Origin of the sequence: Ralstonia sp. RRA (assembly GCF_037023145.1) — a bacterium.
Lineage (GTDB): Bacteria > Pseudomonadota > Gammaproteobacteria > Burkholderiales > Burkholderiaceae > Ralstonia.
Window position 1 is genome coordinate 1,991,113 of record NZ_CP146091.1, and the last position, 26,521, is coordinate 2,017,633.

The following is a 26,521-nucleotide window of genomic DNA, read 5'->3' on the forward strand; positions in this document are numbered from 1 at the left end:
GGTTTGATGCGGTCATGTTAAGAATCGGGCGACCTTGGGGTCTTGATGTGCATCAAGGCACCCCGGCCAATGTGGTTAAGCGGCGCCGTCTCGTGGCCTTGTGTTGCGCACAGGCGTGTCCGGGTCGAGCAGGATCGACTCGGCCGGTGTCTTCAGATCGTCGTACTGGCCCGAGCCGACGGCCCACCACAGCACACCGACGATCGCCATCACCAGCATCAGCGACAGCGGGACCAGCAGGAACAGCGTTTCCATGCAGCCTCCTAGACCACGCGCTGCGGGGCACGTGATAAGCGCCACGCGTTAAGTGCCACCAGCAACGACGACACCGACATGCCGATGCCCGCCGCCAAAGGCGACAACCACCCCAGCGTGGCGAGTGGGATGCTGATCGCGTTGTAAGCAAAGGCCCAACCGAGGTTCTGGCGCACCACACGCAACGTGCGGCGGCCAATGGATACGGCCTCGCTGATGGCGGACAGGCGCGGCTCGGTGAGAATCGCGTCGGCGCCCGCCTGTGCAAGCGGCGCACCGGTGCCGATAGCGATGGAGATCTGCGCCTGCGCTAGCAAGGGCGCATCGTTGATGCCATCGCCCACGGCCAGTACACGGGCCCTGCGCGCCTGCAGCTTCTGCACATAGGCGCGCTTGTCTTCGGGGCTGGCGCCGCCGACTGCGTAATCGATCCCCAGCCGGTTGGCCCACCAGCGCACGGTCTCCGGCGCGTCACCGGACACCAGGTGCAAACACAAGCCTTGCTCGCGCAGTGCCTCCAGGCAGGCAGGTGCATCGGCACGCGGCGTATCGGCCAGAGTGAAGCGCGCGAGGGGCTGTTCGTCGCGACCAAGCCAGACCACGGTGCATGCCGCAGCGGGCGGTACTTCTTCCATCGGCGCTTCGTAGCCGTAGCGGACGGCCTTGACTGGTTGATCCGCGTACTGCGCTGCGGCGAACAACTGCGTGCCTAAGCGCAGCGACTGACCACCAACCACCGCATGCACCCCCTGCCCTGGCACGTTGGCGGCGTGCTCCACGGCGGGCAATGTCAACGCATCGGGCGTGGCAGCACGCAGCGACTGCGCGATCGGATGGTTCTCCGATTGCTCCATCGCACAGGCCATCGCCAGGCAGGTTTCGGCGTCCGCGTCGGCAAAGGTTTCGATGCTCAACAGCCGTAGACGACCTTCTGTGAGCGTGCCGGTCTTGTCGAGCAGCACGTCTGTGACCGCGGCCAGGCTTTCGATGGCGTGACCGCGCGTGACCAGCACGCCGCGCCTTGCCAAAGCGCCGCTGGCCGCCGCCAGTGCAGACGGCGTGGCGAGTGACAGCGCACACGGGCAGCTCACTACCAGCACCGCGACCGTGACGGCAAACATGCGGCTCGGATCGATCCACCACCACGCAATCGCCGTCAGCACCGCCCAACCAAGCAGCACCGCCACAAAGCGACCGGCGACGTGATCGGCAAGCTCAGCCATGCGAGGCTTGTCGGTCAGCGCACGATCGAGCAGTTCGACGATGGCCGCCAGACGCGTCTGCGTGCCGACACGGCTCACGCGCACGCGGATCGCGCTGGCCACGTTATAGCTGCCGGCAAGCACGGCCGCACCGACGTCACGCTGGCGCGGCACGCTCTCACCGGAGAGCAGCGATTCATCGATTTCGGTGGTGCCGCGCTCGATGGTGCCGTCAGCAGGGAGCACTTCGCCCGCGCGCACTTCCACGCAATCACCCACACACAGCGTGGCAACGGGAATGGTCTGCACCGTGCCGGATGCGGCATCAATACGGCGGCAAGTGGCCGGCAGCTGGCGCACCAGGGCTTCTGCGCCGGATGCGGCACTCTGCCGTGCACGCAGTTCCAGATACCGCGCTGCCAGCAGGAAAGCGACGAACATCGTCACGGAATCGAAGTACGTCTCGCCATGGCCGCGCACGGTAGCGAACACGCTGGCGACGAATGCCGCGCCAATGCCCAGCCCCACCGGCACATCCATGCCGACATGCGCGTACCGTATCTGACGCCATGCGCTGCGGAAGATCGGGGCAGCAGAGATCAGCACCACCGGCACGGTCAGCAGCAGGCTTGCCCACTGCATCAGGCGAGTCTGGTCGACGGGGATGTCGTTGCCGTGCAAGTACACCGGCCACGCGTACATCATCACCTGCATCATCCCGAGCATGGCAATACCAAGCCGGATCAGTAGGCTGCGGCGCTCGCGCGCCTCGGCTGTGCGGCGCGCCGAAGGTTGGTCGGGCCAGGCCTCGTAGCCCACATCCGCAATTGCGGCAAACACGGCAGACAGGCGCACGGCACCCGGCTCGCAGACGAGGCGAGCGCGCTCGGTGGCGTAGTTGACAGTCGCTTCTCGAATGCCGGCCACGCGCGAGAGTGCACGTTCGATCAGCCAGACACATGCGGCACAGCGCATGCCGGTGATTGCCAGCGAGACCTCCTCTGTGCCATCCACACGGGCGCGCACAAATCGCTCGCGCATGACGGGCAGGTCGTACGTCGCCCACACGGCTTCGGCTTCGGCGCGCTTGTCGCCATCCATGGGCCGGGCGAAGGCGATCGGGCCGTCATAGACGTGGCCCATGCCGGAGGCATGCAGCGTCTGCGCGATGGCTTGGCAACCGGCGCAGCAAAACGTGTGGGATTGGTCGGCAATGTTGCCGTGCAGCGCCGTCGCTGCATCAAGCGCCGAGCCGCAGTGGTAGCAGAGGGCTTGTGACGACGCTGCCTCACTCGCCACATGTGGCGGGGCCGCACCGCGGTCTGCGGTGGAAAGCGCGGGGGCGTAGGTCGTCGTCATTATGTGGCCATGCTAGCCACACGCCGCCGACTCCCCCTTGACGTGCGTCAAGAGCCGTCACGGTTGGAAAAGACGCCGTTAAGCGCCGTGCAAGCCACTCGCTGTCAGGCTGCCCTGTCGCAAAAAATTCTGCGTCCTATAGTGTTAGCTGGACCAGGCAACTAGGAGGGCCTCCTATGGCAACCGAATTCAGCCTGTACAACATCCACTGCGAATGGGGCGAGCACGGCGCATCCGCGCTGGCACCGCATTGCGACGTGGTCATCGTGGTCGACGTACTGTCGTTCTGCACCTGCGTGGACATTGCGGTGGGGCGCGGCGCGCGCATCTACCCGTACCCATGGCGCGACGGCAGTGCGGAAGTCTTCGCCCGCCGTGCCGGCGCCATGCTGGCGTGCACCAATCGCAGTCAGCCTGGCTATTCGCTGTCGCCTGCCTCGTTGAAGGAGCTGCCGGTAGGCAGCAGCCTGGTCCTGCCCTCGCCCAACGGCGCAACGCTGGCTCTGGCGACCGGCTCAACGCCGACGTTTGCCGGTTGCCTGCGCAACGCGCGTGCTGTGGCGGAAGCCGCGACGCGACTGGGCCGCCGCGTGGCCGTGGTGGCGTCGGGCGAGCGCTGGGCCGACGGCAGTCTGCGCCCAGCCCTGGAGGATTGGCTGGCCGCCGGCGCCATCGTGCATCACCTGTCAGAGACGGTCGCGGGCTTTCTGCCGCAAGCGCTGTCGCCCGAAGCACTCGCCGCCCGGGCGATCTATCGGGAGGCCTCCCAGACCGGGATGATGAAAGCGTGGATGCTGGATTCGGTGTCGGGCCGCGAACTGTGCGAACGCGGTTTTGCCGAAGACGTGGCCATCGCCTCGCAAACGGACGTGAGCAATATCGCCCCGATGCTGGTGGAAGGCGCGTTCCGCAACGTCAACCGCAAGAACGAGAGCCTGGCGCAGGATTTCCTGGGGGCAGCGAACCTGCGCCCGTCGCACGCCCCGTCTTCGCACCGCAATCCGCCGCTCTCGCATTAATCAGAACGGCGGGTCGGGGCAAACGCGGTAGCGATCAGGTCAACGACGTATCCACCTCGCGGCGAGGCGCCTCGAGGTATTCGCGCGACTGCATCTCGACGATGCGCGACACCGTACGCTGGAACTCGTTGGCCATCTGACCTTCGGTATAGAGCTCGTCTGCCGGCACTTCGGCCGACATCAGCAGCTTGACCTTGTGGTCGTAGAACACGTCGATCAGCCACGTGAAGCGACGCGCTTCGGATGCCATGCGCGGCGTCATCTTCGGCACGTCGGCCAGGATGACGGTGTGGAAGCGCGAGGCGATTTCCAGGTAGTCGTTCTGCGAGCGCGGACCGCCGCACAGCGTGGCGAAATCGAACCACACCACACCACCGGCCTTGCGCGCGGCGCGAATCTCGCGGTGTTCAATGTGCAGCACTGGCGAGTCATCCGGCCCCTCTGCCACCGCAGCAAATGCATCGCGCAGCGCCGAGTTAGCCTTGGCGCCCAACGGCGTGTGATACGCCTGCACCTGCTCCATCGCGCGCTTGCGGTAGTCGATGCCGGCATCGACGTTCAGCACGTCCAGCTTCTCTTGCAGCAGCGCGATGGCGGGCAGCACACGGTCGCGGTGCAGGCCGTCCGGATACAGCAGGTCCGGCCGGTAGTTGGACGTCATCACGAACTGCACGCCGTTGGCGAACAGCTGGTCCAGCAAGCGATGCAGGATCATCGCGTCAGCCACATCACTGACGTGGAATTCGTCAAAGCAGATCAGTCGGTAACGCTTGGCGATGCGGCGCGCCAGTTCATCAAGCGGATCAGCACGGCCACGCAGCTCCTCCAACTGGCGATGCACCTCGCGCATGAACTCGTGAAAGTGCAGACGCGTCTTGCGCACCAGCGGCACGCAGCTATAGAAGGCATCCATCAGGAACGACTTGCCGCGCCCCACCCCGCCCCACATGTAGACGCCGCGCGGTAGCTCGGGGCGCACCAGCATTTTCCGGAGCGCTGTCGAGCGACGGGCCTTATAGGCCACCCATTCGTCGTAGCACTGCTGCAGGCGATCGACGGCACGCTGTTGCGCTTCGTCGGGCTGATAGCCGCGCGCCTTCAGTTCCTGTAGGTAGGTTTCCTGGACGTTCATCTGCGTGGGGCGCCATTGACGGGCCCAAATGGACCGATGCCCGGCATCTTGTGGATAGCCGGGCACCGTGCTCGCTTTTCAGCGAGTCATTACATATTGAGTTGACGCTTGTCGACAGCCAGTGCGGCTTCGCGCATCACTTCCGACATCGACGGGTGCGGGTGGCAGATACGGCCGATGTCTTCCGCCGCAGCCTTGAACTCCATCGCCACCACAGCTTCAGCCACGAGGTCCGACGCGTTGGCCGCGACGATGTGCACGCCCAGGATCTCGTCGGTCTTCGCATCGGCGATGACCTTGACGAAACCGTCGGATGCGCCCATGCCCAGTGCACGGCCGTTGGCCATGAACGGGAACTGGCCAGCCTTGATCTCACGGCCTTCGGCCTTGAGTTGCTGTTCCGTCTTGCCGACCCATGCGATTTCCGGGAAGGTGTAGATCACCCACGGAATGCAGTTGTAGTCGATGTGCGGCTTCTGGCCGACGATGCGCTCGGCCACAGCCACGCCTTCGTCTTCTGCCTTGTGTGCCAGCATCGGGCCACGCACCACGTCGCCGATCGCCCACAGGTTCGGCAGCTTGGTCGCGCAGTGGTCATCCACCTCGATGAAGCCACGCGGGTCCGTTGCCATACCGATGGCTTCCAGACCCAGGTTGTCGGTGTTCGGCACGCGGCCGATCGACACGATCAGCTTGTCGCACTCGAGCACTTGCGCGGCGCCGGCGGCGTCGGTGTAGTTGACCTTCACACCCTTGGCCGACGACTCGATCTCGCCAACCTTCACGCCGACATTGATCTTCAGGCCCTGCTTGACCAGCAGCTTGTTGGCTTCCTTGGCAACGGATTCGTCCGCCGCGCCGAGGAAGCTCGGCAGTGCTTCAAGAATCGTCACTTCCGAACCCAGACGGCGCCACACCGAGCCCAACTCTAGGCCGATCACGCCCGCGCCAATCACGCCCAGCTTCTTCGGCACTTCGGCAAACTTCAGTGCGCCTTCGTTGTCGGCAACGATCACGTTGTCGACCGGCACGTTCGTCAGGTGGCGCGCCTTCGAGCCCGTCGCGATGATCACGTGCTTGGCGGTCACGACTTCCGTGCCGGCCTTGCCTGCGATCTCAACCTGGTAGCCCGCGTCGGTCTTGCCGACGAACTTGCCGTAGCCCTTGAGCAGCGTCACCTTGTTCTTGCGGAACAGGAACTCGATGCCCTTGGTCATCTTGCCGACGATGTCGTCCTTGCGCTTGAGCATCTTGGCCACGTCGACCTTGACGCCATCCACCGTGATGCCGTGGTCGGCCAGGTGGTGGTTCACGTTCTCAAACTCTTCCGACGAAGCCAGCAGCGCCTTCGACGGAATGCAACCCACGTTCAGGCACGTGCCGCCCAGACGCGGCTCGCTCTTCGGATCGTCGTAGGCGTTGCCTTCGCAGCACGCCACGTTCAGGCCCAGCTGGCCAGCGCGGATGGCGGCGATGTAGCCGCCGGGGCCGGCGCCGATCACCAGCACGTCAAATTCTTTGCTCATGGAGAAATCCTCGATTCGGACGCTGCCGCACCGATCGGGCGGCAGCGTCGCGTGTCATCAACGCAGTCGATTACAGGTCGAACAGCAGGCGGGCCGGATCTTCCAGCGCTTCCTTCATGGCGACCAGGCCCAGCACGGCTTCGCGGCCGTCGATGATGCGGTGGTCGTAGGACATGGCCAGGTAGTTCATCGGGCGAATGACGATCTGGCCGTTCTCCACCACGGCGCGATCCTTGGTGGCGTGCACGCCCAGGATGGCCGATTGCGGCGGGTTGATAATCGGGGTCGACAGCATCGAGCCAAACGTACCGCCGTTGGAGATCGAGAACGTGCCGCCCGTCATGTCTTCCAGGCTAAGCTTGCCCTCTTGGGCTTTCTTGCCGAACTCTGCGATCTTCTTCTCGATGTCGGCAAAGCTCATCTGGTCTGCATTGCGCAGGATGGGCACCACCAGGCCACGCGGCGAGCCGACAGCGATACCGATGTCGAAGTAACCGTGGTAGACGATGTCGCTGCCGTCCACCGAGGCATTCAGGATCGGGTATTTCTTCAGCGCATGCACGGCCGCCTTCACAAAGAAGCTCATGAAGCCCAGCTTCGTGCCGTGCTCCTTGGTGAAGCTGTCCTGGAACTTCTTGCGCATGTCCATCACCGGCGCCATGTTCACTTCGTTGAACGTGGTCAGGATGGCGTTGGTCGATTGCGACTGGATCAGGCGCTCGGCGATACGAGCACGCAGGCGGCTCATCGGCACGCGCTCTTCCGGACGGTCGCCCAGGGCGGCGAAGTCAACCGGAGCAGCGACTTGCTGCAGGGCCGGACGTGCGGCTTGCGGAGCAGCAGCCGTAGCCGCTGCCGGCTTTGCGCCACCAGCCACGGCACCCAGCACATCGCCCTTGGTGATGCGGCCATCGCGGCCCGTGCCGGCCACTTGGCCAGCCGACAGGTTGTTCTCGGCCATCAGCTTGGCAGCCGACGGCATCGCCACGCCACCCGTGGCAGCAGCAGCGGCCGGTGCAGCGGCAGCCGGTGCGGGAGCTGCGGCAGCCGGTGCCGGTGCAGCGGCGGCGGGAGCGGCAGCGCCAGCCTTGCCTTCGGTGTCGATCTTCGCCAGCAGCTGTTCCGACGTGACGGTTGCACCGTCTGCCACCAGCACTTCAGCCAGCACGCCAGCCGACGGGGCCGGTACTTCCAGCACAACCTTGTCGGTCTCGATTTCGACCAGGACTTCGTCCACGGCCACGGCTTCGCCCGGCTTCTTCTTCCAGGAGATCAGCGTGCCCTCTTCGACGGACTCGGAAAACTGCGGGACCTTGACATCAACAATAGCCATTTCGATGGTTCCTTGGATTCATGTGCGCGCTGCCCCTGCAACCCTGTTTGGCGGGGCGGACCAGCGCTTCAATTCGTTTGCGTTGTTTGGGAGTGAAGATGCACCAAGGCGGTAGCCGTTGCCACCGCCCTGGAGCTGATCTCGCTTACTTGGTCAGCACGAAGCCCTTGAGCTTGGAGAACGACGCATCGATCAGCGCCTTCTGCTGCTCGTTGTGCTTGGCGTAGTAACCCACCGCCGGCGACGCCGAGGCCGGACGGCCTGCGTAGCCCAGCTTCTGGCCTTCAGCCATGTTTTCCATGATGTAGTGCTGCACGAAGAACCAAGCGCCCTGGTTCTGCGGCTCGTCCTGGCACCACACGACTTCGGCGAGGTTCGGGTACTTCTTCAGCTCAGCCGCGAACGCCTTGTGCGGGAACGGATACAGCTGTTCCACACGGATGATGGCGGTGTCGGTCTGACCGCGTTCCTTGCGAGCGTTGACCAGGTCGTAGTAGACCTTGCCCGAGCACGCCACGACGCGCTTCACCTTGGCGGCGTTCAGATCTTCGGCCGTATCGGCGATCACCGTTTCGAAGTGGCCCTTGGCCAGATCGCTCAGCGGCGACACAGCGTCCTTGCTGCGCAGCAGCGACTTCGGCGTCAGGATGATCAGCGGCTTGCGGAACATCCGGATCATCTGGCGACGCAGCAGGTGGAAGATCTGCGCCGGCGTGGTCGGCTGCACCACTTGCATGTTGTGGTCTGCGCAGAGCTGCAGGTAGCGTTCCAGACGCGCCGAGCTGTGCTCCGGACCTTGGCCTTCGTAGCCGTGCGGCAGCATCAGCGTCAGGCCCGAGGCGCGGCCCCACTTCACTTCACCCGACGAGATGAACTGGTCGATCACGACCTGTGCACCGTTGGCGAAGTCGCCGAACTGGGCTTCCCAGATCACCAGGGTATTCGGCTCGGCCGACGAGTAACCGTATTCGAAGCCCATCACGGCTTCTTCCGACAGCACCGAGTCGATCACGGTGAACGGTGCCTGGCTTTCCGACACGTTCTGCAGCGGGATGTAGCTGCCGGCGTCCCAACGCTCGCGGTTCTGATCGTGCAGCACGGCGTGGCGGTGCGTGAACGTACCGCGGCCGGCATCCTGACCCGTGATACGCACCGGGTAGCCCGATGCCACCAGCGAGGCGAAGGCCAGGTGCTCACCCATGCCCCAGTCCAGCGACACATCGCCCTTGCCCATCTTGGCGCGGTTGTTGACGACGTTCTCAACCAGCGGGTGCAGCTTGAAGTGGTCGGGGATCGCGGTGATGCGCTCAGCCAGACGCTTGAGTTCAGCCATCGGCACTGCCGTATCGGCCGAGTCCGTCCACTTGCGGTTCAGGAACGGCAGCCAGTCCACCGCGAACTTGTTCTTGAAGTTCGACAGCACCGGATCAACCGTGTGCTTGCCGGCGTCCATGGCGGCGCGGAATTCCTGCACCAGGGTGTCCGGCTCTTCGGCCTTCAGCGTGTTCTGCGTGACGAGCTTGTCTGCGTACAGCTTGCGCGTGCCCGGGTGCGTGCCGATCTTCTTGTACATCAGCGGCTGCGTCATCGCCGGCGTGTCTTGCTCGTTGTGGCCGAGCTTGCGGAAGCAGATGATGTCGACCGCGATGTCCTTCTGGAACTCCGTGCGGAAGTCCACGGCCAGTTGCATGGCCAGGACAACGGCTTCCGGATCGTCGCCGTTCACGTGCAGAACCGGCGCTTCGATCATCTTGACCACGTCGGTGCAATACAGCGTCGAGCGCGAATCGCGCGGGTCCGACGTCGTGAAACCAATCTGGTTGTTGATGACGATGTGGATCGTGCCGCCCGTGCCGTAACCACGCGTTTGCGCGAGGTTCAGCGTTTCCATCACAACGCCCTGGCCTGCGAAGGCCGCATCACCGTGCACTTGCACAGCCAGCACTTGCGCGCCGTGCTTGTCGCCGCGACGCTCTTGACGTGCCTTAACCGAGCCTTCCACGACCGGGTTGACGATTTCCAGGTGCGACGGGTTGAACGCCAGCGACAGGTGAACCGGGCCGCCCGGGGTGGTCACGTCGCTCGAGAAGCCCTTGTGGTACTTCACGTCACCGGCCGGCAGGTCGTCCACGTGCTTGCCTTCGAATTCGGCAAACAGGTCAGCCGGCATCTTGCCCAGCGTGTTGACCAGCACGTTCAGACGGCCGCGGTGGGCCATGCCGATCACGATTTCCTGCACGCCCTTCGCGCCGGAATGCTGGATCAGTTCGTCCATGGCCGCGATGAAGCTCTCGCCGCCTTCCAGCGAGAAGCGCTTCTGACCGACGTACTTCGTATGCAGGAAGCGCTCGAGGCCTTCAGCGGCCGTCAGGCGTTCCAGGATGTGCTTCTTCTTTTCAGCCGAGAAGACCGGCTTGGAGCGAATGGTCTCCAGACGCTCTTGCCACCAGCGCTTCTGCGCCTGGTCGCTGATGTACATGAACTCGGCACCGATCGAGCCGCAGTACGTTTCGCGCAGGTTGTTGACCAGCTCGCGCAGGCTCATCGATTCCTTGCCGAAATACGTGTTGCTGGCGTTGAAAACGATGTCCTGGTCGGCTTCGGTGAAACCGTAGAAAGCCGGGTCCAGATCCGGAACCGGGGGGCGCTCCTGACGTTTGAGCGGGTCAAGATCGGCCCAACGCAGGCCCACATTGCGGTAGGCAGCCACCAGCTGCGTTGCCGCCACGCGCTTGCGACCCATGTCGGAATCGGCAGACGCGACGATCGTCTTGATCGGGCCATGCTTGGCGCGCTCAGCGAACGAGGTAACGATGGGGGCGTGGGGGATATCCCGGGCGTTGGAACCGTCGACGGCGGGGACGTTCTGCAGCGCATCGAAGTACGCGCGCAGTGCCTCGCTAACGGACGTGGGATCTTGAAGGTACGCTTCGTACTGATCTTCAACGTAGGCGGCGTTACCGCCGGACAGGTACGAAGTGTCCAGGTACTGCTTATACAGCTCTGTCATGGGGCGCTCACTTTTCTCCGGGTCTGCCGGAGTTCAGCGGGTTCATCAACCTTCCGCGACACGGCTTGACCGGTTAGCGGATCGCAAACTAAATCGCCTGAAATCACCTGATCGGACCGGATCGCGCATAGCAGAAAGGAGGCACCGAGACAGCTTTTACAGACAAGTTGTGCGGGAAGGACCTAAGTCTTCACGGGCGGGAAGCATAGCACGTTTATAAGCAACATTCTGATTCTTTGACGTGACAACGGCCCGTTGTTTTGCCAGGTCAAAGAATCGTTCTCATCACATTCAAGCGGGCGAAATTCGATCGACCCAATCGGTGATCAAGCCATCCAGGCCTGCGCCCCACAGCAGTTGTGCGCGATCAACGTCGTTGACGGTATAGCAGCAGACGCGGAAGCCGGCAGCGTGTGCCTCGGCAATGATTTCGGGCGTGAGTTCACGATGGTTGGCGTCGAGCGCAACGCAGTCGAGCGCGCGCAGGCGGTCAAGCCAGTCGCCGGGCAATTTGTCGAGCAGCAATGCGCGCGGCAACTCCGGAGCGGCATCGCGCGCGGCGGCCAGTGCCTCTTCCGAGAACGACGACAACAGCGGCGGCACATCGGCATCCGCCCACAGCGTACGGGCATCCAATGCCACCGCTGCACCCGTGCGCCACTCCGCGCCCGGGACCGGCTTGATCTCGATGTTGGCGAGATATCCATTGGCGCGCAGGTAGCGGGCGATGGCGGCCAGCGTGGGCACGGGCTCGCCGGCGTAGGCCGGGCTGTGCCAGCTACCCGCATCCAGTTGCGCGATCTGGCCCAGCGTGAGCGCGTCGAGGCGGCCGTGGCCATTCGTGGTGCGATTGAGCGTGGCATCGTGCAGCAGCACGGCCACACCATCGCCCGAGAGCTTCACGTCGAACTCGAACATGCGATAGCCGAACGGGGCGCCGTGGCGGAATGCGGCCAAGGTGTTCTCGGGCGCCAGCTTGCCCGCACCCCGATGCGCAATCGCGCGCGGATACGGCCAAGCCGGCAAGGCGCGTGCTTCGCTCATGCCAGGGCCTCGATACGGCGGGTGGTTTGCGGATCGAACCAGTGCAGATGCTCGGCCGAGGCTGTGATGGGCAGCTTGTCGCCTGCCTTTACGCTGGCATGCGGCTCCAGGCGGACCACGACCGGGTTGCCAGCCAGCGAGCCGTAGGCAAACGCATCGGCACCGAGCGCTTCCACCACGCGAACATCAACGAAGGCAATGGCTTGGTCTGCTGAGCACGGCTCGATGTGCTCGGGGCGCAAACCCATCAGAGCACGTTCAGGCAAGTGCAGGCCCATCGGCAGGTGGCCGAGCGTCGCGGCAACGTCGCCCTCTTTCGCGCCATCCACACGGATCTGCGCGCCCTCGCCCGCCTGGCGCGACACCGGCACGAGGTTCATCGGCGGCGAACCGATGAAGCTGGCCACGAACGTGCTGGCCGGACGCGAGTACACCTCCAGCGGCGTGCCGATCTGCTCGACCCGGCCGCCATTGAGCACCATCATGCGATCAGCCAGCGTCATGGCTTCAACCTGATCGTGCGTCACGTACAGGCTGGTGGTGCGCAGGCGCCGATGCAGATCCTTCAGCTCCAGGCGCATCTGCACGCGCAGCTTAGCGTCGAGGTTGGAGAGCGGCTCGTCGAACAGGAACACAGCCGGTTCACGCACGATGGCGCGGCCCATGGCCACGCGCTGGCGTTGGCCGCCCGAGAGCTGACGCGGCTTGCGATCGAGCAGCTTGCCGAGTTCGAGAATGCCCGCTGCCTGTTCGACGCGCGCCTGGATATCGCTCTTGGGCAAGCCGCGAATCTTCAGGCCATACGCCATGTTGTCGAACACGCTCATGTGCGGATAGAGCGCGTAGTTCTGGAACACCATCGCGATGTCGCGCTCGGCGGGCTCCAGTTCGTTGACGACGCGGTCGCCAATCCACACCTCGCCACCGGTGATGGGCTCCAGGCCCGCCACCATGCGCAGCAGCGTGGATTTGCCGCAGCCCGAAGGCCCGACGATGACGATGAATTCCCCATCGCCAATTTCCATGTCGATGCCGTGCACGACCTGGAGGTTGGCGTAGTGCTTCTGAACGTTGCGTAGAGACAGTTTTGCCATCTTGAGTCTTCTATTCTTTTACTTCTCGGTTTCCACCAGGCCCTTCACGAACCACCGCTGCATGCCGATCACGATTGCCGCAGGCGGCAGCATGGCCAGCATCACGACAGCCATCAGCAGGTTCCAGTCGGTGGCGGAATCGCCGGAGCGGGAGATCATCTGGGTCACGCCCAGCACGATGGGGGTCATGCTCTTCTCGGTCGTGATCAGCAGCGGCCAGAGGTACTGGTTCCAGCCGTAGATGAACTGGATCACGAACAGCGCCGCGATGCTGGTACGCGAGAGCGGCAGCACCACGTCCCAGAAAAACTTGAGCGGGCCCGCGCCATCAATGCGCGCGGCTTCGGCCAATTCATCGGGAATGGTCAGGAAGAACTGCCGGAACAGGAACGTGGCCGTGGCCGACGCGATGATCGGAATCGTCATCCCGGCGTAGCTATTCAGCATGCCGAGGTCTGACACCACCTTGTAGGTGGGCAGAATGCGCACTTCCACCGGCAGCATCAGGGTGACGAAGATCAGCCAGAAAAACGTCTTGCGCAGGGGGAACTTGAAATAGACGATCGCGAAGGCCGAGATGATGGAGATGGCGATCTTCCCGAGCGAAATGCCCAGCGCCATGATCAGGCTGTTCATCAGCATGGTGCCGACCGGCGTGGCGGAGTTGCCCATGCCGTGCGTGAGCACCGTACGGTAGTTCTCGATCAGGTGCGGGCCGGGGATGAGCGTCATCGGTGCCTGCAGCACATCTTCGGCCGTCAACGACGACGCAACGAAGACCACATACACCGGAAACGCCACGATGATCACACCCAGGATCAGCACGACGTGGGTAAGGAAGTCCAGGAATGGACGGCGTTCAATCATGGCTCTTTGCCCTCCTTTTAGTATTGGACTTTGCGTTCAACGTAGCGGAACTGGACGATCGTCAGCACAATCACCAGGCCCATGAGGATGACCGACTGCGCCGCCGATCCACCGATATCCAGCCCGCGCACGCCATCCTGATACACCTTGAACACCAGCGTCTCGGTCGCCTTGAACGGCCCGCCCTGCGTGACCGAATCGATGATGGCGAAGGTGTCGAAGAACGCATACACCACGTTCACCACCATCAGGAAGAAGGTCGTGGGTGACAGCAGCGGGAAGACGATCGACCAGAAGCGCTTCCACGGCCCGGCACCATCAATGGCCGCCGCCTCGATCAGCGATTTGGGAATGCTCTGCAACCCCGCCAGGAAGAACAGGAAGTTGTAGCTGATCTGCTTCCAGGCCGCGATGACGACGACCAGGAACAGCGCCTGCTCGCCGTTGAGCACGTAGTTCCACTCCACGCCCATCTTGTGGATCAGGAACGAGACGATGCCCAGCGTCGGGTTGAACAGGAAACTCCACAGCACGCCGGCCACAGCCGGTGCGATCGCATACGGCCAGATCAGAAGCGTCTTGTAGAACGTGGCGCCACGCAACGCACGATCCGCAAAGTACGCCAGCGCCAGCGAGGTGCCCAAGCCCACGAAGGTCACGCCAATGGCGAACAGCGCGGTGGTCTTGAATGACCCGAGATAGGTCGGATCGGCAAAGAGATCATGAAAGTTCTCGAGCCCGACAAACTCGAGGTTGATGCCGAAGGCGTCCTGGCGCAGCAGCGACTGATACAGTGCCTGGCCCGCGGGCCAGAAAAAGAACACCAGGGTGATGACGATCTGCGGGGCGACCAGCACATACGGCAGCCAGCGCGATCGAAAGACAACGCGTTTTTCCATACGACGTTCCAAAAACGCACCGCCGGCCGGTGCAGTTGCACCAGGCCGGCGGTTGAGACTAGCGCAATGCCGCGCTTATTCCTTGACGGTCTTCTCGAAGCGGACGAGCAGCTCGTTGCCGCGCGATACAGCCGTGTCCAGCGCTTCCTTCGGCGACTTCTTGCCTGCCCAGACAGATTCCAGCTCTTCGTCGATCACTTGACGGATCTGCGGGAAATTGCCCAGACGGATGCCGCGCGACTTGTCGGTCGTCTTGACGATCATCTGCTTGACGGCCACATCGGCGCCCGGGTTCTTGTCATAGAAGCCCGACTTCTTGGTCAGCTCATACGCTTCCAGCGTGACAGGCAGATAGCCCGTCGACTGGTGCCAGTCCGCCTGCATTTCCGGACGAGACAGGAACGTGAAGAACTTGGCGACGCCCTTGTACTCCTCAGCCTTGTGGCCGCCCATCACCCACAGCGACGCACCGCCGATGATGGTGTTTTGCGGCGCGCCTGCCACGCCAGCCTCGTAGGGCAGCGGCGCCGGGCTGAAGTTGAACTTGGCGTTCTTGCGGATGTTCGCCAGCGCTGCCGACGACCCCGTGTGCATGGCGCACTCACCTGCGATGAACTTCGCCTTCGGCTCGTCCTTGCGGCCGGCGTAGGTGAAGTAGCCCTTCTTCTGCATGTCGAGCAGGTTCTCGATGTGCTTGATCTGCACCGGGCCGTTGAAATTCAGGCGCGCCTTGGCGCCGCCAAAGCCGTTGTTCTCGGTGGCGAACGACACGTTGTGCCAGGCCGAGAAGCTTTCCAGATGCACCCACGACTGCCAGTCGGTGGTGTAGCCGCACGGCACACCAGCGGCCTTCAGCTTGGCCGCATCGATGGCCACTTCCTGCCACGTTGCAGGCGGCTTATTCGGATCAAGGCCGGCCTTCTTGAAGGCGTCCTTGTTGTAATACATGATCGTCGTCGAGCTGTTGAACGGGAACGAGAGCATCTCGCCCTTGTTCGACGTGTAGTAGCCCGCCACGGCCGGCACGTAGGCCTTGGGGTCGAACTTCTCGCCGGCATCCTTCATGATCTTGGCCACCGGCACGATGGCGCCCTTGGCGTTCATCATCGTGGCGGTGCCGACTTCGAAGACTTGCAGGATGGCCGGTGCATTGCCGGCACGGAACGCCGCAATGCCCGCTGCCAGCGATTCATCGTACTGGCCCTTGTAGACCGGCACGATCTTGTAGTCCGACTGGCTCGCGTTGAACTTGCCGGCGATCTCATTCACCTTGTCGTTCAAGGCGCCTTCCATCGAGTGCCACCACTGGATTTCCGTCACTGCGTACGCGCCTTGCGCAAACGTACACGCAGCCAGCACAGCTGCTGCCCCCGCAATCTTCCTGATCGTCATGCTTTCTCCTGATTTCGTGTGCCTCGACGTTCTGGCGGGCTCCCTCGCTCCGCCCACGGCGCGCCGACTCTAAACGAACGGTCGGTCACTTTTATGACAGCGGGATGTTACTTGCCTTTCTGTCACAAAGAAATTGGGAAAACCCTCCAAGGTTTGCCTTGCAACGGCCGTTAGAATGAGTTGAAGCCACCCATTTTTTGCACGCGCAGCATGCTCGCCCCCCCGACCTCCCCCACCACGCCGCCCTCAGCAGATTCGCCCGAATCCGCGCCCGTCATTGCCGCTCGACGCGTGCCGCTCGCCCTGCACCAGTTGCCGGATGATGCGCTGCGCAATATCACCGGCGTGTTCACCGACGTGGACGGCACGCTCACCACGCGCGGCAAGCTGCCCGCCCAGGCGTATTCGGCGCTGGAGCGACTGCACCGCGCGGGCATCAAGGTCGTACCGGTCACCGGCCGCTCGATTGCGTGGGGCGAAGTCATTACGCGGCTTTGGCCGGTCGATGCGGTGATCGGTGAGAACGGCGCGTTCGCCATGCGCATCGACTCACGCGGACACCTGACCACCGATTTCGTCGACGACGCGCAGACGCGCGCGCGCAACCTTGAACGCATCCGCGAAATCGGTGCGGAGGTCATGCGTGCGGTGCCGGGCTCCGCGCTGGCGACCGACCAGGCCTGGCACGCTGCCGACCTGGCCGTCGACCATGCCGAGCAAGTTCCGCCGTTGCCGCAAAACGCAGTGCAGCACATCGTCGACATCATGCGCACGCACGGCATGCATGCGACTGTCAGCTCCATCCACGTCAACGGCTGGTTTGGCAAGCACGACAAGTTGAGCGCCAGCGTGGCACTCGCCCGCCGTGCGTTCGGCATCGACCTGCATGACGAGCGCGAGCGCTGGGTGTTCGTGGGCGACTCCGCCAATGATGCCGCGATGTTCGAGTTCTTCCCGCTCTCGGTGGGGGTGGCCAACGTGCTGGACGTGATCGACACGCTGCCCATGCCGCCGGCCTACCTGACCGTAGCCGAAGGCGGCGCCGGCTTTGCTGAAGTGGCCGAGCGCATTCTTGGGGCACGCGCGCCCGCGCTTCCTGCCCCGCGCGGCTGACAACACTGCCGCCCGCCTCAAGCGGCGACGGGCGGCGGGTGGCTGCTCATAAGCCGTTTCTCAGACTTCTTCCGACTCCCCTCACGTATCGGTGCGCGCACGCGGCACGCTGCTTGCGCCACGTTAGTGCGCCGCACCGATTCGTGTCACGCACACGCCTCATCGTGGTGCGCGTGGCGATTGCGTGGCATACGGCGCTCCCTTCCCATCTGATGTCCACCCGATAGGAGCCTCTCATGCAAACCCAGAAAATTCGACAGCGACTCGAGCACGCCGAGCACACCATCGCCCAACTGTCTGAACTGTGTATGTCGCAGCAAGGCGTGCCCGACGCGCTCAAGCAGTCCGTCGAGCAGTTGGATGAACAAGCCCGCCAATGTCACGCCCGGCTGGAGAACACCCAGGATACGCAGGCGCTCGTGCAGGCCGTCGACCAGTTGGAAGCCGCGTCGGACCGCGCCAAGATGGCATGCCAAAACGCTGGCAAGATCGACCACAGCGTGCACTCCGCCGTCATGCGCACGCACGACGAGCTGTCGCGCCTGAAGCACCACCTGCACTAAGCGCGGCGGCACAGCCCCGGAAAAAAAGAGGGCGGATCCCCTCTCGGAAATCCGCCCAATCCCAATCGCCAAGCTCGACGATATTCGGTGGGGCCGTCTGCGCTGACACTGCGTCAGTCGAAGCCCAGCTCCTGCAATTTGCGCGTGATCGTGTTGCGGCCGATGCCCAGGCGGGTGGCGGCTTCCACGCGGCGTCCGCGCGTCACGCCAAGTGCGGCTTCGAGGATCGCCTTTTCGAAGCGGCGCGTGAGCGCGTCCATCACATCCGGCTGACCGGCTTCGAGCATGGCCTTGGCCTCGCCCGCAAGCGCGCGCTCCCAGCCGGCGGTGGCCGATGCACCTGCAGCGGTCGCCGCAAGCGCATCGCTCGACAGCCCGGCGCCGTATGGCTCACCGCCATACGAAGGCTCCCCGACAAACACCGGCCGTGCCGTTCCGGCATCGGCGGCAGCGGGCAGCGCCTGCGCGCTACCCCGTACAAGGTCGTACGGCAGATCCTTGATCTCGATGGTCTGCGCCGGCGCCATCACGGTCAGCCAGTTGCAGAGGTTTTCGAGCTGGCGCACGTTGCCCGGGAACGGCAGTGTGGCAACGTGTGCCAGCGCCTCGTCCGACATGCGCTTGGGCTCGACGCCCAGTTCCTTCGCACTCTTCTGCAGGAAGTGGCGCGCCAGCAGCGTGATGTCTTCCGGGCGCTCACGCAGCGCCGGCAGGCGCAGGCGGATCACGTTCAGACGGTGGAACAAGTCCTCGCGGAACAGGCCGTCCTTGACACGCGTTTCCAGGTTCTGGTGCGTGGCCGCAATGACGCGCACGTTGGCCTTGAGCGGGTTGTGTCCACCCACGCGATAGAAGTGTCCGTCCGACAGCACGCGCAACAGGCGTGTCTGCAGATCGAACGGCATATCGCCGATTTCATCGAGGAACAGCGTACCGCCCTCGGCCTGTTCAAAGCGGCCGCGGCGCATGGTCTGCGCGCCGGTGAAGGCGCCGCGCTCATGACCGAACAGCTCCGATTCGAGCAGGTCTTTCGGGATTGCCGCCGTGTTCAGCGCGATGAACGGACCGCTCGCACGCGGACTGTGCTTGTGCAGCGCGCGGGCCACCAGCTCCTTACCCGTGCCCGATTCCCCGGTAATCAGCACCGTCACGTTCGACTGCGACAGGCGGCCAATCGCGCGGAACACGTCCTGCATGGCCGGCGCCTGGCCAAGAATCTCAGGCGCATCGCTCAGGCGATCGTCGATCTCCTCTTCACGCAGGCTTTCTTCCAGCGCGCGGCGGATCAACTCGACTGCGCGATCCACGTCGAACGGCTTGGCGAGGTATTCGAAGGCACCGCCCTGGAATGCCGCCACGGCGCTGTCCAGGTCGGAATACGCGGTCATGATGATGACCGGCAGCCCTGGATGCTTGGCCTTGATGGCCTGCAGCAGGTCCAGCCCCGAGCCGCCCGGCATGCGCACATCGGAAATCAGCACTTGCGGCGTTTCTTCATCCAGCGCATTGAGCGCATCGCGCGCGTTGGTGAAACTGCGCGACAGCAGGCTCTCGCGTGCCAGTGCTTTTTCAAGGACCCAGCGGATGGATTGATCGTCGTCGACTATCCAGATTGGCTTCATGTGTTGGTTCGTCTGCTTGACTTCGTCTTTGCCTGGGTCCTCGTGCGCTGCGTGCGCCGATAAGGCGTCAGTGCAGCGGCACAAGAATGCGGAAATCGGTCTGGCCCGGCCTGCTCTCGCACTCGATCAGGCCATCGTGCTGCTGCACGAAGGTCTGCGCGAGCGTCAGGCCCAGCCCGCTTCCCCCCTCCCGTCCGGACACCAGCGGGAAGAAGATTCGCTCGCGGATGTCCTCCGGAATCCCAGGACCGTTGTCCACTACATGCAAGTCCAATGCCAGCTTGTAAAGACGTTTTGCAATCGTGACTTGTCGTGCCACACGCGTGCGCAAAATGATCTCGCCATCGCCCTGTGCGATGCGAGGCCCCAGCGCATGTGCCGCGTTGTGAACGATGTTGAGGACTGCCTGGATCAGTTGTTCCTTGTCGCCGCGGAACTCCGGCAGGCTGGCGTCGTAGTCCCGCACGATGCGCAAGCCGTGCGGAAACTCCGCCAGCACGACGGAACGCACGCGCTCCAGCACCTCGTGGATGTTCACGTCGCCCACGATATGCGGGTGCCGGTGCGGCTCCAGCAGGCGGTCCACCAGCGTCTGCAGCCGGTCGGACTCCTTGATGATGACCTGGGTGTATTCGCGCAACGACCGCTCGGGCAGTTCGAACTCCAGCAACTGCGCCGCACCACGGATACCGCCGAGCGGGTTCTTGATCTCGTGCGCGAGGTTGCGGATCAGTTCCTTGTTGGCGGAGGTGAGGTCCAGCAGACGCTCTTCACGCTCGCTGCGGATCTTCTGCTCATTGGGCAGCAGCTCCAGCAGCACGGCGCCCGGCGCAAAGTCGAGGGCGCCCACCACTGCGTGCGCATGCAAAGGCTCATGGCCGGGGCGGTCGAGCGATACATCGCGCCGCTTGGCGTCGAACTGGCGAGCGGCCACCGTGGCGATCATTTCCGCCAACTCGGACGGGTCGGCAAACAGCTCATACAGCGAGATCTCCACCAACTGGCGGCGAGACACGGCCAGGGCGGCTTCAGCGGCGGGGTTGGCGTAGTAGATCGTCAGCGACGGATGGCGGACGAACAAGACGGGATTGGGCACCGCGTCGAGCCCGGGGTACAACGGCGGCGCGTTGGGCGAGAACGGAATGGGCGGCGGCCCATCGATGGTGTCGCCGGTGTCGATGTCAGAACCGGCGAACGCTGACGGCACGGGGGGCGTCGTCTGTTCCTGGTCATCGCGGCGTGCCGCTTTGCGGATCAGTCGACGCATCACTCGGTTACTCCTTGAGGTTACCCAACTCCCGGCGGATGGAATCGACATTGGCCTGGCTGCGCTCGATGTCACTCTTCAACTGCGCGGTGCGGTCGAGATACTTCTGATAGTTACGTTCATTGCCCTGGCGCTCGGGCTGGCCGTTGTTGTATTCGGCCTTCAACGCCTGGAGCTTGCGCTCCTCGTCTGCCAATTCTGTTTCCAGCACCTGGCGGCGTTCGCCGTCACGTGCCTTCTGCGTGGCGCTGTCCACACGCGGGAAGCCACCACCTGCATTGCCCTGCGCCGGAGCCGGTGCAGCCCCTGCACTGCGCGGGCTGCGCGTACCTGGCACGGTCACCACATCGGGCAGCGTCAGCTTCTTGCAGCCCTTCGTGTTGCCGCTGTTGCGGTATTCCGGCACGCCGTTCGGGCCGCTGCACAGGTAGACATCATCCGCATGCGCGGGCACCTGCACGGACAACGCAGCAAACGCTGCCACGGCGGAAAGCAATCCGCATGCGATGCGTGAAGAAGGACGGAACATGAGATGGAACCTGGCGAAACGTCGATCGGGCGCCGGAATCCGGCGGACGATCATTCTAGCCACAAAACCCTGCCCCGCAAAAAGGAAGGGCGACCTACGCCGCCCTTCCCCTCACAACCGTCTCTTCGCCCCGACACATCGGCCGGGGCGCTCGCGCATTACAGCGAGTAGTACATGTCGAACTCGATCGGGTGCGTGGTCATGCGGAAGCGCGTGACTTCTTCCATCTTCAGCTCGATGTAGGCGTCGATCATCGAGTTGGAGAACACGCCACCGCGGGTCAGGAACTCGCGATCCTTGTCCAGGTGCTCCAGAGCCGAATCCAGGCTTGCGCACACGGTCGGGATCTTTGCATCCTCTTCCGGCGGCAGGTCGTACAGGTTCTTGTCGGCAGCTTCGCCCGGGTGGATCTTGTTCTGCACGCCATCCAGACCAGCCATCAGCAGGGCCGAGAAGCCCAGGTACGGGTTCATCAGCGGATCCGGGAAGCGCGTTTCGATACGGCGGCCCTTCGGGTTCGCAACGTACGGAATACGGATCGAAGCCGAACGGTTACGGGCCGAGTAGGCCAGCTTGACCGGAGCCTCGAAGCCCGGCACCAGACGCTTGTACGAGTTCGTACCCGGGTTGGTGATGGCGTTCAGCGCGCGAGCATGCTTGATGATGCCGCCGATGTAGTACAGCGCGAATTCCGACAGACCGGCGTAGCCGTTGCCTGCGAACAGGTTCTGGCCGTCCTTCCACACCGACTGGTGAACGTGCATGCCCGAACCGTTGTCGCCCACGACCGGCTTCGGCATGAACGTGGCGGTCTTGCCGTAGGTGTGTGCGACGTTCTGGATCACGTACTTTTGCAGTTGGGTCCAGTCGGCGCGTTGCACCAGCGTGCTGAACTTCGTGCCGATTTCGTTCTGGCCTTGGCCAGCCACTTCGTGGTGGTGCACTTCAACCGGAATGCCCAGCGATTCGAGAATCAGGCACATTTCCGAGCGCATGTCTTGGAACGTGTCGATCGGGGCAACCGGGAAGTAGCCGCCCTTCTTGCCCGGACGGTGGCCCGAGTTGCCGTGCTCGAATTCCTTGCCCGACGACCACGGGGCTTCTTCGGATTGGATCTTCACGAAGCAGCCTTGCATGTCGACGTTCCACGTCACGCCGTCGAAAATGAAGAATTCGGGTTCCGGACCGAAGTAGGCGGTGTCGCCCAGGCCGGTGCTCTTCAGGTAGGCTTCAGCGCGCTTGGCGATCGAGCGCGGGTCGCGGTCGTAGCCCTTGCCGTCCGACGGCTCGACCACGTCGCAGGTCAGCACCAGGGTCGGCTCTTCGTAGAACGGGTCGACGTGGGCGGTGTTTGCATCCGGCACCAGCAGCATGTCCGACGCTTCGATGCCCTTCCAGCCGGCGATCGACGAGCCGTCGAATGCGTGGCCGCTTTCGAACTTGTCTTCGTCGAAATGCGAGACGGGAACCGAGACGTGCTGCTCTTTACCCTTGGTATCGGTGAAGCGGAAATCGACGAACTTGACGTCGTTTTCCTTCACGAGCTTCATCACGTCTGCAATGCTTTGGGACATGCCATTCTCCTGGTAGCGCAATAACGCAAAGTATTGTGAGCCGGTAGTGTGACGGATCGCTGCGACCGCCCTCACCCCCGAAACATCTTCTTCTCGCCAGGGACGTCCGGCACCGCCAAACGCCCTGGAAAAGACCGCGGGAATCTTAGCAGAAAGCATGCCAGTGTCACCCCGATGACGGGCATGCGCTCCCGCAAATAGTGCAGCGCCGCGCCAGCCCATGCCTGACACGGTGCGACGGCATCAAGCCGCCGGTGCAGACACCTTGGGCGAAATCGGCCGCGCGGGAGCCTTGCTGTTCAGGCAGGATAGCAAACGCACAATAATGGTGCGCAAAAATCAGCGTAGCACCACTTAAGTGCACCGCGGCGGTGCTCGCACCGTTCCGGTGAATTCCACCCGCATCATGTGACGGCAACGCTAGAATGATTGTTTTCCCTTTCGCCGATTGCCATGACTGCCACCACACTCACCCGCGAGTCCCTGCTGGAAGCGGCCACCGCCCGCCGCGAGGCCGACCAGCTCCAGTACTTCGGCGCCCTGTCGCCGCAAGAAGCTGCCGCCCTGCTCGCGGCCGATCCGCAGGCCCATCTGGTGGACGTGCGCACGCGTGCTGAGCTGGACTGGGTCGGTACGCCCGACGTGGCACCCGATCAGTTCACACACGTGGAGTGGAACCAGTACCCGGGCGGCGTGCGCAACGCGAACTTCCTCAGCGCACTGGAAGCGGCCGTGCCGAAGGACGTGCCGGTGCTGTTCCTGTGCCGAAGCGCAGCGCGCTCCAAGCACGCCGCCGTAGCGGCCGCACAGGCCGGCTACACGTTGGCGATGGATGTATTGGAGGGTTTTGAAGGCGCCAAGGACAGCGAAGGCCATCGCAAGACGGTGGAAGGCTGGTGCTTCCGCGGCTTGCCGTGGCACGGCGCATAAGGCCGTCCACGGCATTCAAGACGATCAGGGCGCCGTTGCGGCGTCCGCCTCAATGATCTCGCCGCCCAGTGCCAGCGCGCCTTCGCGCAGCACCACGTAGGCGCGCGCCACGGCTTCGGGCGAACCCTTCACCCCTAGGTCGATGTGCGAGCGGGCATAGCGCTCACCGCGCGCTGCATCACCCACACTGGGCAGGCTGAACACCTTCACGCCATCGAACTCGGCCTCGATGCGCTCCATCAGCGGCGTCAGCCGCGACTCCGGCAGGCCAAACACCAGGAACGAGCGCTCTTCGCGTGGGGCGCGGTGGAATTGATCGGCGTAGTAGGTGTCGAGCACCCACTCCATCATCGGCCACGCCATTACCGGAAAGCCCGGCATGAAGTGGTGATGCGCCACCGAGAACCCGGGGATGCGGTTGTAGCTGTTCGGGATGATGCGCGCGCCCTGCGGGAACTCGCCCATCTTGAAGCGATGCTGGTTCTCGGGCGTGGTGAGATCGGCCTTGACCGGATCGCCGGCAGCGGTGTCGGCGATGCGCTGCGCAATCAGTTCACGCGCCTCAGGATGCAGCTCCAGCGGCACGCCCAGCGCGGCGGCGGCGCATTGGCGTGTGTGGTCATCGGGCGTAGCACCGATACCGCCGGTACAGAACACCACGTCGTCGCCGGCGAGCGTGCGCTTGAGCACGCTGGTGATGCGCGCGGGCTGGTCGCCAACGTACTCGGCCCATTCCAGCGCAAGGCCGCGCTCGGCCAGTACTTCGATCAGCTTGCGCAGGTGCTTGTCTTCGCGGCGGCCGGAGAGGATCTCGTCGCCGATGATGATCATGCCGAAAGCCATGTCAGTCAGTCCTTGTTAATCTGGGCGATTCGCGCGGGGCAGTTCAATGGTCGTGACGTCGATGACGGTGGCTTCGACCATGCGTGCGGGCGGCGCCTCGGCACGCAGGCGCGTGAGCGCGCGCAGGCAGAAATGGCCGAACCACAGCGCCGAGAAGATGAAGATCAGCACATACAGCCAGATGACGGCGATGGCGATGATCGGGAACAGCACAATCGTCACCACCGAAGACACCCACAGCAGGGTGGGCGCCGAGCCCAGCATGCCGACCGCAATGCCGATGCCCAACAGCGGCAACCGGTAGCGCTGCATGATCGCGCGGCGCTCTTCGGGCGTGGCGTGATCGGCCAGCGCGTCGTAGGTCATCAGGCGGTAGGTCAGCCAGCCCCACAGCAGCGGGGGGATCAACGCGAAGAACGGTGGGATCAGCCACAAAGGCAGCGTGACGATCGCCACCAGGATGAACACCAGCGTGCACAGCAGCGCATGCATCACGCTGCCCACCACCGAGCCGCCCTTGCGGCGCTCCAGTTGCGGGTAGCTGCGATCCAGAAAACGCATGACCGGCGGCACCGCCGTCACGCTCACAAAAACGAGGATCGACACGACAATCACCGGCACCAGCAACGTGATGACCAGCAGCGGTGCGATGGCCGACCACAAACCCGACATGCCGATGGTATTGAGGCCGCTCTTGATCCAGCCCATGAACGTCCAGCTTTCCACGGCGTTTCTGGCGATACCGTTCATGGCATCCCAGCCGAAGTACAGGACAGCGCCCCACACCACCACGGCAACGATGAACGGAAAAACCGTCAGGAACAGCATGCGCGGATGCAGTTGCGAGAGCAGCGCGCGGCCAAACGAGCGAATCAGGTCGTTCATGCAGGAGTCGGAAAATCAGGGAGCGGACAGCCTAGCACAGCAGGCCGACATGCTGCCGGCACCGTCTCAGGCCACGCAGAGTGCCCCTCAGGCGCGGCCAATCAGACGCTTGAAGCCAAGCCATTGCTGGCGCAGCACGCCGCGTCCGTAGTCGCGCGAACGGCCTTGCGGCGCGGGGAGCTGATCGCGGATGCCGGTGGCGTGATAGTCCGGCGAGAAGATGGCGGTGCCAAACAGCATGTCCCACCACGGGAACAGCACGCCGAAGTTACAGCCCCCCAGCACGCCCGGTTTGCCCGGCACCTCATGCCCGAGGCCGATGGCGTGGTGCAGCCGGTGAAAGCGCGGCGAGATCAGCAGCCGCTCACCCAGCCAGCCGAAGTGCAACCGCACATTGGCGTGCTGCAAGCTTTGCAGCAGTTGGGAAATCGCAACCAGCAGCACGTACTGCGACGGCTCCACGCCAATCACCAGCGCCGCGATGGCAAACACTGCACCACGCAGCACATCGTCCAGAATGTGATTGCGGTCATCCGACCACATCGTCATCTGCTGCTGGCTGTGGTGCAGCGAATGCAGGTTCCACCACCAGTGGAACTTGTGCGACAGGCGGTGGTACCAGTAATCGAGCAGGTCGAACAGCACCAGATAGATCAGGAAGCTAACGATGGCGACCGACGTGACGCCCGGCCACCAGTCCTCCACGTTCAGGTGCGCCCAGCCCCAGAAACGCAGCTTGCCGTCTAGGTCGTCGATCAGCGGCTGCAGCGTGAAGAACAGCAGCAGTGGGAAGAAGCCGAGGCGGTGGAACAGCGTGTAGAAAATGTCGGCGCGCACGGCCTTGCGATCGTGCATCGGCTCCACCGGGCGCCAGCGCTCCAGCGGGCGCAGAACCAGCAGCAGCACGGCGATCTGCACCAGCCCCATCAGCAGCCACTCGGTGCCGGGATACGCATCCTCAACGTAGCCACCCAGGCCAATTGCATAGGTGATCGGCATCACGATGTGCTGAAACAGCACATCCTGCGCTTGCGTGAAGGTGTCGGCAATCCAGTCGAACATG

At 63.7% G+C, this 26,521-nt stretch carries 22 protein-coding genes; 4 read left to right on the plus strand and 18 right to left on the minus strand.

Translation table 11 applies throughout. From position 1 onward, the window contains the following. Window positions 1-75 precede the first annotated feature (75 nt). Both ccoS and V6657_RS09805 read right to left on the minus strand, forming a co-directional pair. On the minus strand, window positions 76-255 hold the full coding sequence (gene ccoS, locus V6657_RS09800) for a cbb3-type cytochrome oxidase assembly protein CcoS (protein WP_048932174.1): 180 nt from the start codon (window positions 253-255) through the stop codon (window positions 76-78). A gap of 8 nt (window positions 256-263) precedes the next feature. Beyond that, window positions 264-2,816 (minus strand): heavy metal translocating P-type ATPase, encoded by a 2,553-nt coding sequence (locus V6657_RS09805; protein ID WP_048932173.1) that lies wholly within the window; start codon window positions 2,814-2,816, stop codon window positions 264-266. 176 nt (window positions 2,817-2,992) lie between these two features. Here V6657_RS09805 and V6657_RS09810 point away from each other — a divergent pair, with 176 nt between their 5' ends. Next, window positions 2,993-3,835: a 2-phosphosulfolactate phosphatase gene (locus tag V6657_RS09810; protein ID WP_048932172.1), complete on the plus strand. Its 843-nt coding sequence runs from the start codon at window positions 2,993-2,995 to the stop codon at window positions 3,833-3,835. A 34-nt stretch (window positions 3,836-3,869) separates the two neighbouring features. Here V6657_RS09810 and zapE read toward each other — a convergent pair whose 3' ends face one another. The 9 genes from zapE to ugpB form a co-directional block, all read right to left on the minus strand. Beyond that, entirely contained in the window at window positions 3,870-4,967 is a 1,098-nt protein-coding gene (gene zapE, locus V6657_RS09815) for a cell division protein ZapE (protein WP_048932171.1), read from the minus strand. An 89-nt stretch (window positions 4,968-5,056) separates the two neighbouring features. Then, window positions 5,057-6,493, minus strand: coding sequence for a dihydrolipoyl dehydrogenase (lpdA, locus tag V6657_RS09820; protein WP_048932170.1), 1,437 nt, complete (start codon window positions 6,491-6,493; stop codon window positions 5,057-5,059). A gap of 70 nt (window positions 6,494-6,563) precedes the next feature. Next, window positions 6,564-7,826 (minus strand): 2-oxoglutarate dehydrogenase complex dihydrolipoyllysine-residue succinyltransferase, encoded by a 1,263-nt coding sequence (gene odhB, locus V6657_RS09825; RefSeq protein ID WP_048932169.1) that lies wholly within the window; start codon window positions 7,824-7,826, stop codon window positions 6,564-6,566. A gap of 145 nt (window positions 7,827-7,971) precedes the next feature. Beyond that, a complete protein-coding gene (locus V6657_RS09830) occupies window positions 7,972-10,836 on the minus strand; it encodes a 2-oxoglutarate dehydrogenase E1 component (protein ID WP_048932168.1) in 2,865 nt (954 codons plus the stop codon). A gap of 291 nt (window positions 10,837-11,127) precedes the next feature. After that, a complete protein-coding gene (ugpQ, locus tag V6657_RS09835; RefSeq protein ID WP_048932167.1) occupies window positions 11,128-11,880 on the minus strand; it encodes a glycerophosphodiester phosphodiesterase in 753 nt (250 codons plus the stop codon). Beyond that, the gene (locus V6657_RS09840) at window positions 11,877-12,974 is read right to left on the minus strand and encodes a sn-glycerol-3-phosphate import ATP-binding protein UgpC (RefSeq protein ID WP_048932166.1); all 1,098 of its coding nucleotides are present in this window, start codon (window positions 12,972-12,974) and stop codon (window positions 11,877-11,879) included. Before V6657_RS09840 ends, ugpQ begins: the two co-directional genes overlap by 4 nt. A gap of 18 nt (window positions 12,975-12,992) precedes the next feature. Then, window positions 12,993-13,841: a sn-glycerol-3-phosphate ABC transporter permease UgpE gene (gene ugpE, locus V6657_RS09845; protein WP_048932165.1), complete on the minus strand. Its 849-nt coding sequence runs from the start codon at window positions 13,839-13,841 to the stop codon at window positions 12,993-12,995. Window positions 13,842-13,858: 17 nt separating this feature from the next. Then, a complete protein-coding gene (gene ugpA, locus V6657_RS09850; protein WP_048932164.1) occupies window positions 13,859-14,740 on the minus strand; it encodes a sn-glycerol-3-phosphate ABC transporter permease UgpA in 882 nt (293 codons plus the stop codon). Between the two features lie 75 nt (window positions 14,741-14,815). Beyond that, complete coding sequence (ugpB, locus tag V6657_RS09855; RefSeq protein ID WP_048932163.1) at window positions 14,816-16,132, minus strand: sn-glycerol-3-phosphate ABC transporter substrate-binding protein UgpB; 1,317 nt, start codon at window positions 16,130-16,132, stop codon at window positions 14,816-14,818. A 210-nt stretch (window positions 16,133-16,342) separates the two neighbouring features. On the opposite strand from ugpB, the gene V6657_RS09860 reads away from it, so the two are divergent. Together V6657_RS09860 and V6657_RS09865 are read left to right on the plus strand one after the other, a co-directional pair. Next, window positions 16,343-17,245, plus strand: a complete 903-nt coding sequence (locus V6657_RS09860; protein ID WP_182570806.1) for an HAD-IIB family hydrolase — start codon at window positions 16,343-16,345, stop codon at window positions 17,243-17,245. 236 nt (window positions 17,246-17,481) lie between these two features. After that, window positions 17,482-17,808 carry a hypothetical protein gene (locus tag V6657_RS09865; protein ID WP_048934317.1) on the plus strand — a complete coding sequence of 109 codons (327 nt, stop codon included), beginning with the start codon at window positions 17,482-17,484 and terminating at the stop codon, window positions 17,806-17,808. A 113-nt stretch (window positions 17,809-17,921) separates the two neighbouring features. Here V6657_RS09865 and ntrC read toward each other — a convergent pair whose 3' ends face one another. The 4 genes from ntrC to V6657_RS09885 form a co-directional block, all read right to left on the minus strand. Beyond that, a complete protein-coding gene (gene ntrC / locus V6657_RS09870) occupies window positions 17,922-19,430 on the minus strand; it encodes a nitrogen regulation protein NR(I) (protein WP_048934316.1) in 1,509 nt (502 codons plus the stop codon). 67 nt (window positions 19,431-19,497) lie between these two features. After that, on the minus strand, window positions 19,498-20,697 hold the full coding sequence (gene glnL / locus V6657_RS09875) for a nitrogen regulation protein NR(II) (protein ID WP_048934315.1): 1,200 nt from the start codon (window positions 20,695-20,697) through the stop codon (window positions 19,498-19,500). A 7-nt stretch (window positions 20,698-20,704) separates the two neighbouring features. Beyond that, window positions 20,705-21,226, minus strand: coding sequence for a hypothetical protein (locus tag V6657_RS09880; RefSeq protein WP_048934314.1), 522 nt, complete (start codon window positions 21,224-21,226; stop codon window positions 20,705-20,707). A 158-nt stretch (window positions 21,227-21,384) separates the two neighbouring features. Beyond that, window positions 21,385-22,800, minus strand: coding sequence for a 3-hydroxylaminophenol mutase (locus V6657_RS09885; RefSeq protein ID WP_021194224.1), 1,416 nt, complete (start codon window positions 22,798-22,800; stop codon window positions 21,385-21,387). Window positions 22,801-23,253: 453 nt separating this feature from the next. Between V6657_RS09885 and V6657_RS09890 the strand changes: the two genes are divergently transcribed. Continuing rightward, window positions 23,254-23,730 carry a rhodanese-like domain-containing protein gene (locus tag V6657_RS09890; protein ID WP_048934313.1) on the plus strand — a complete coding sequence of 159 codons (477 nt, stop codon included), beginning with the start codon at window positions 23,254-23,256 and terminating at the stop codon, window positions 23,728-23,730. Between the two features lie 24 nt (window positions 23,731-23,754). Here the strand turns inward: V6657_RS09890 and V6657_RS09895 are convergent, their stop codons facing one another. The 3 genes from V6657_RS09895 to V6657_RS09905 form a co-directional block, all read right to left on the minus strand. Then, window positions 23,755-24,573 (minus strand): competence/damage-inducible protein A, encoded by an 819-nt coding sequence (locus tag V6657_RS09895; RefSeq protein WP_048934312.1) that lies wholly within the window; start codon window positions 24,571-24,573, stop codon window positions 23,755-23,757. Window positions 24,574-24,588: 15 nt separating this feature from the next. Continuing rightward, window positions 24,589-25,458 (minus strand): EI24 domain-containing protein, encoded by an 870-nt coding sequence (locus tag V6657_RS09900; RefSeq protein ID WP_048934311.1) that lies wholly within the window; start codon window positions 25,456-25,458, stop codon window positions 24,589-24,591. An 87-nt stretch (window positions 25,459-25,545) separates the two neighbouring features. Then, the gene (locus V6657_RS09905) at window positions 25,546-26,520 is read right to left on the minus strand and encodes a sterol desaturase family protein (protein WP_048934310.1); all 975 of its coding nucleotides are present in this window, start codon (window positions 26,518-26,520) and stop codon (window positions 25,546-25,548) included. Window position 26,521 lies beyond the last annotated feature (1 nt).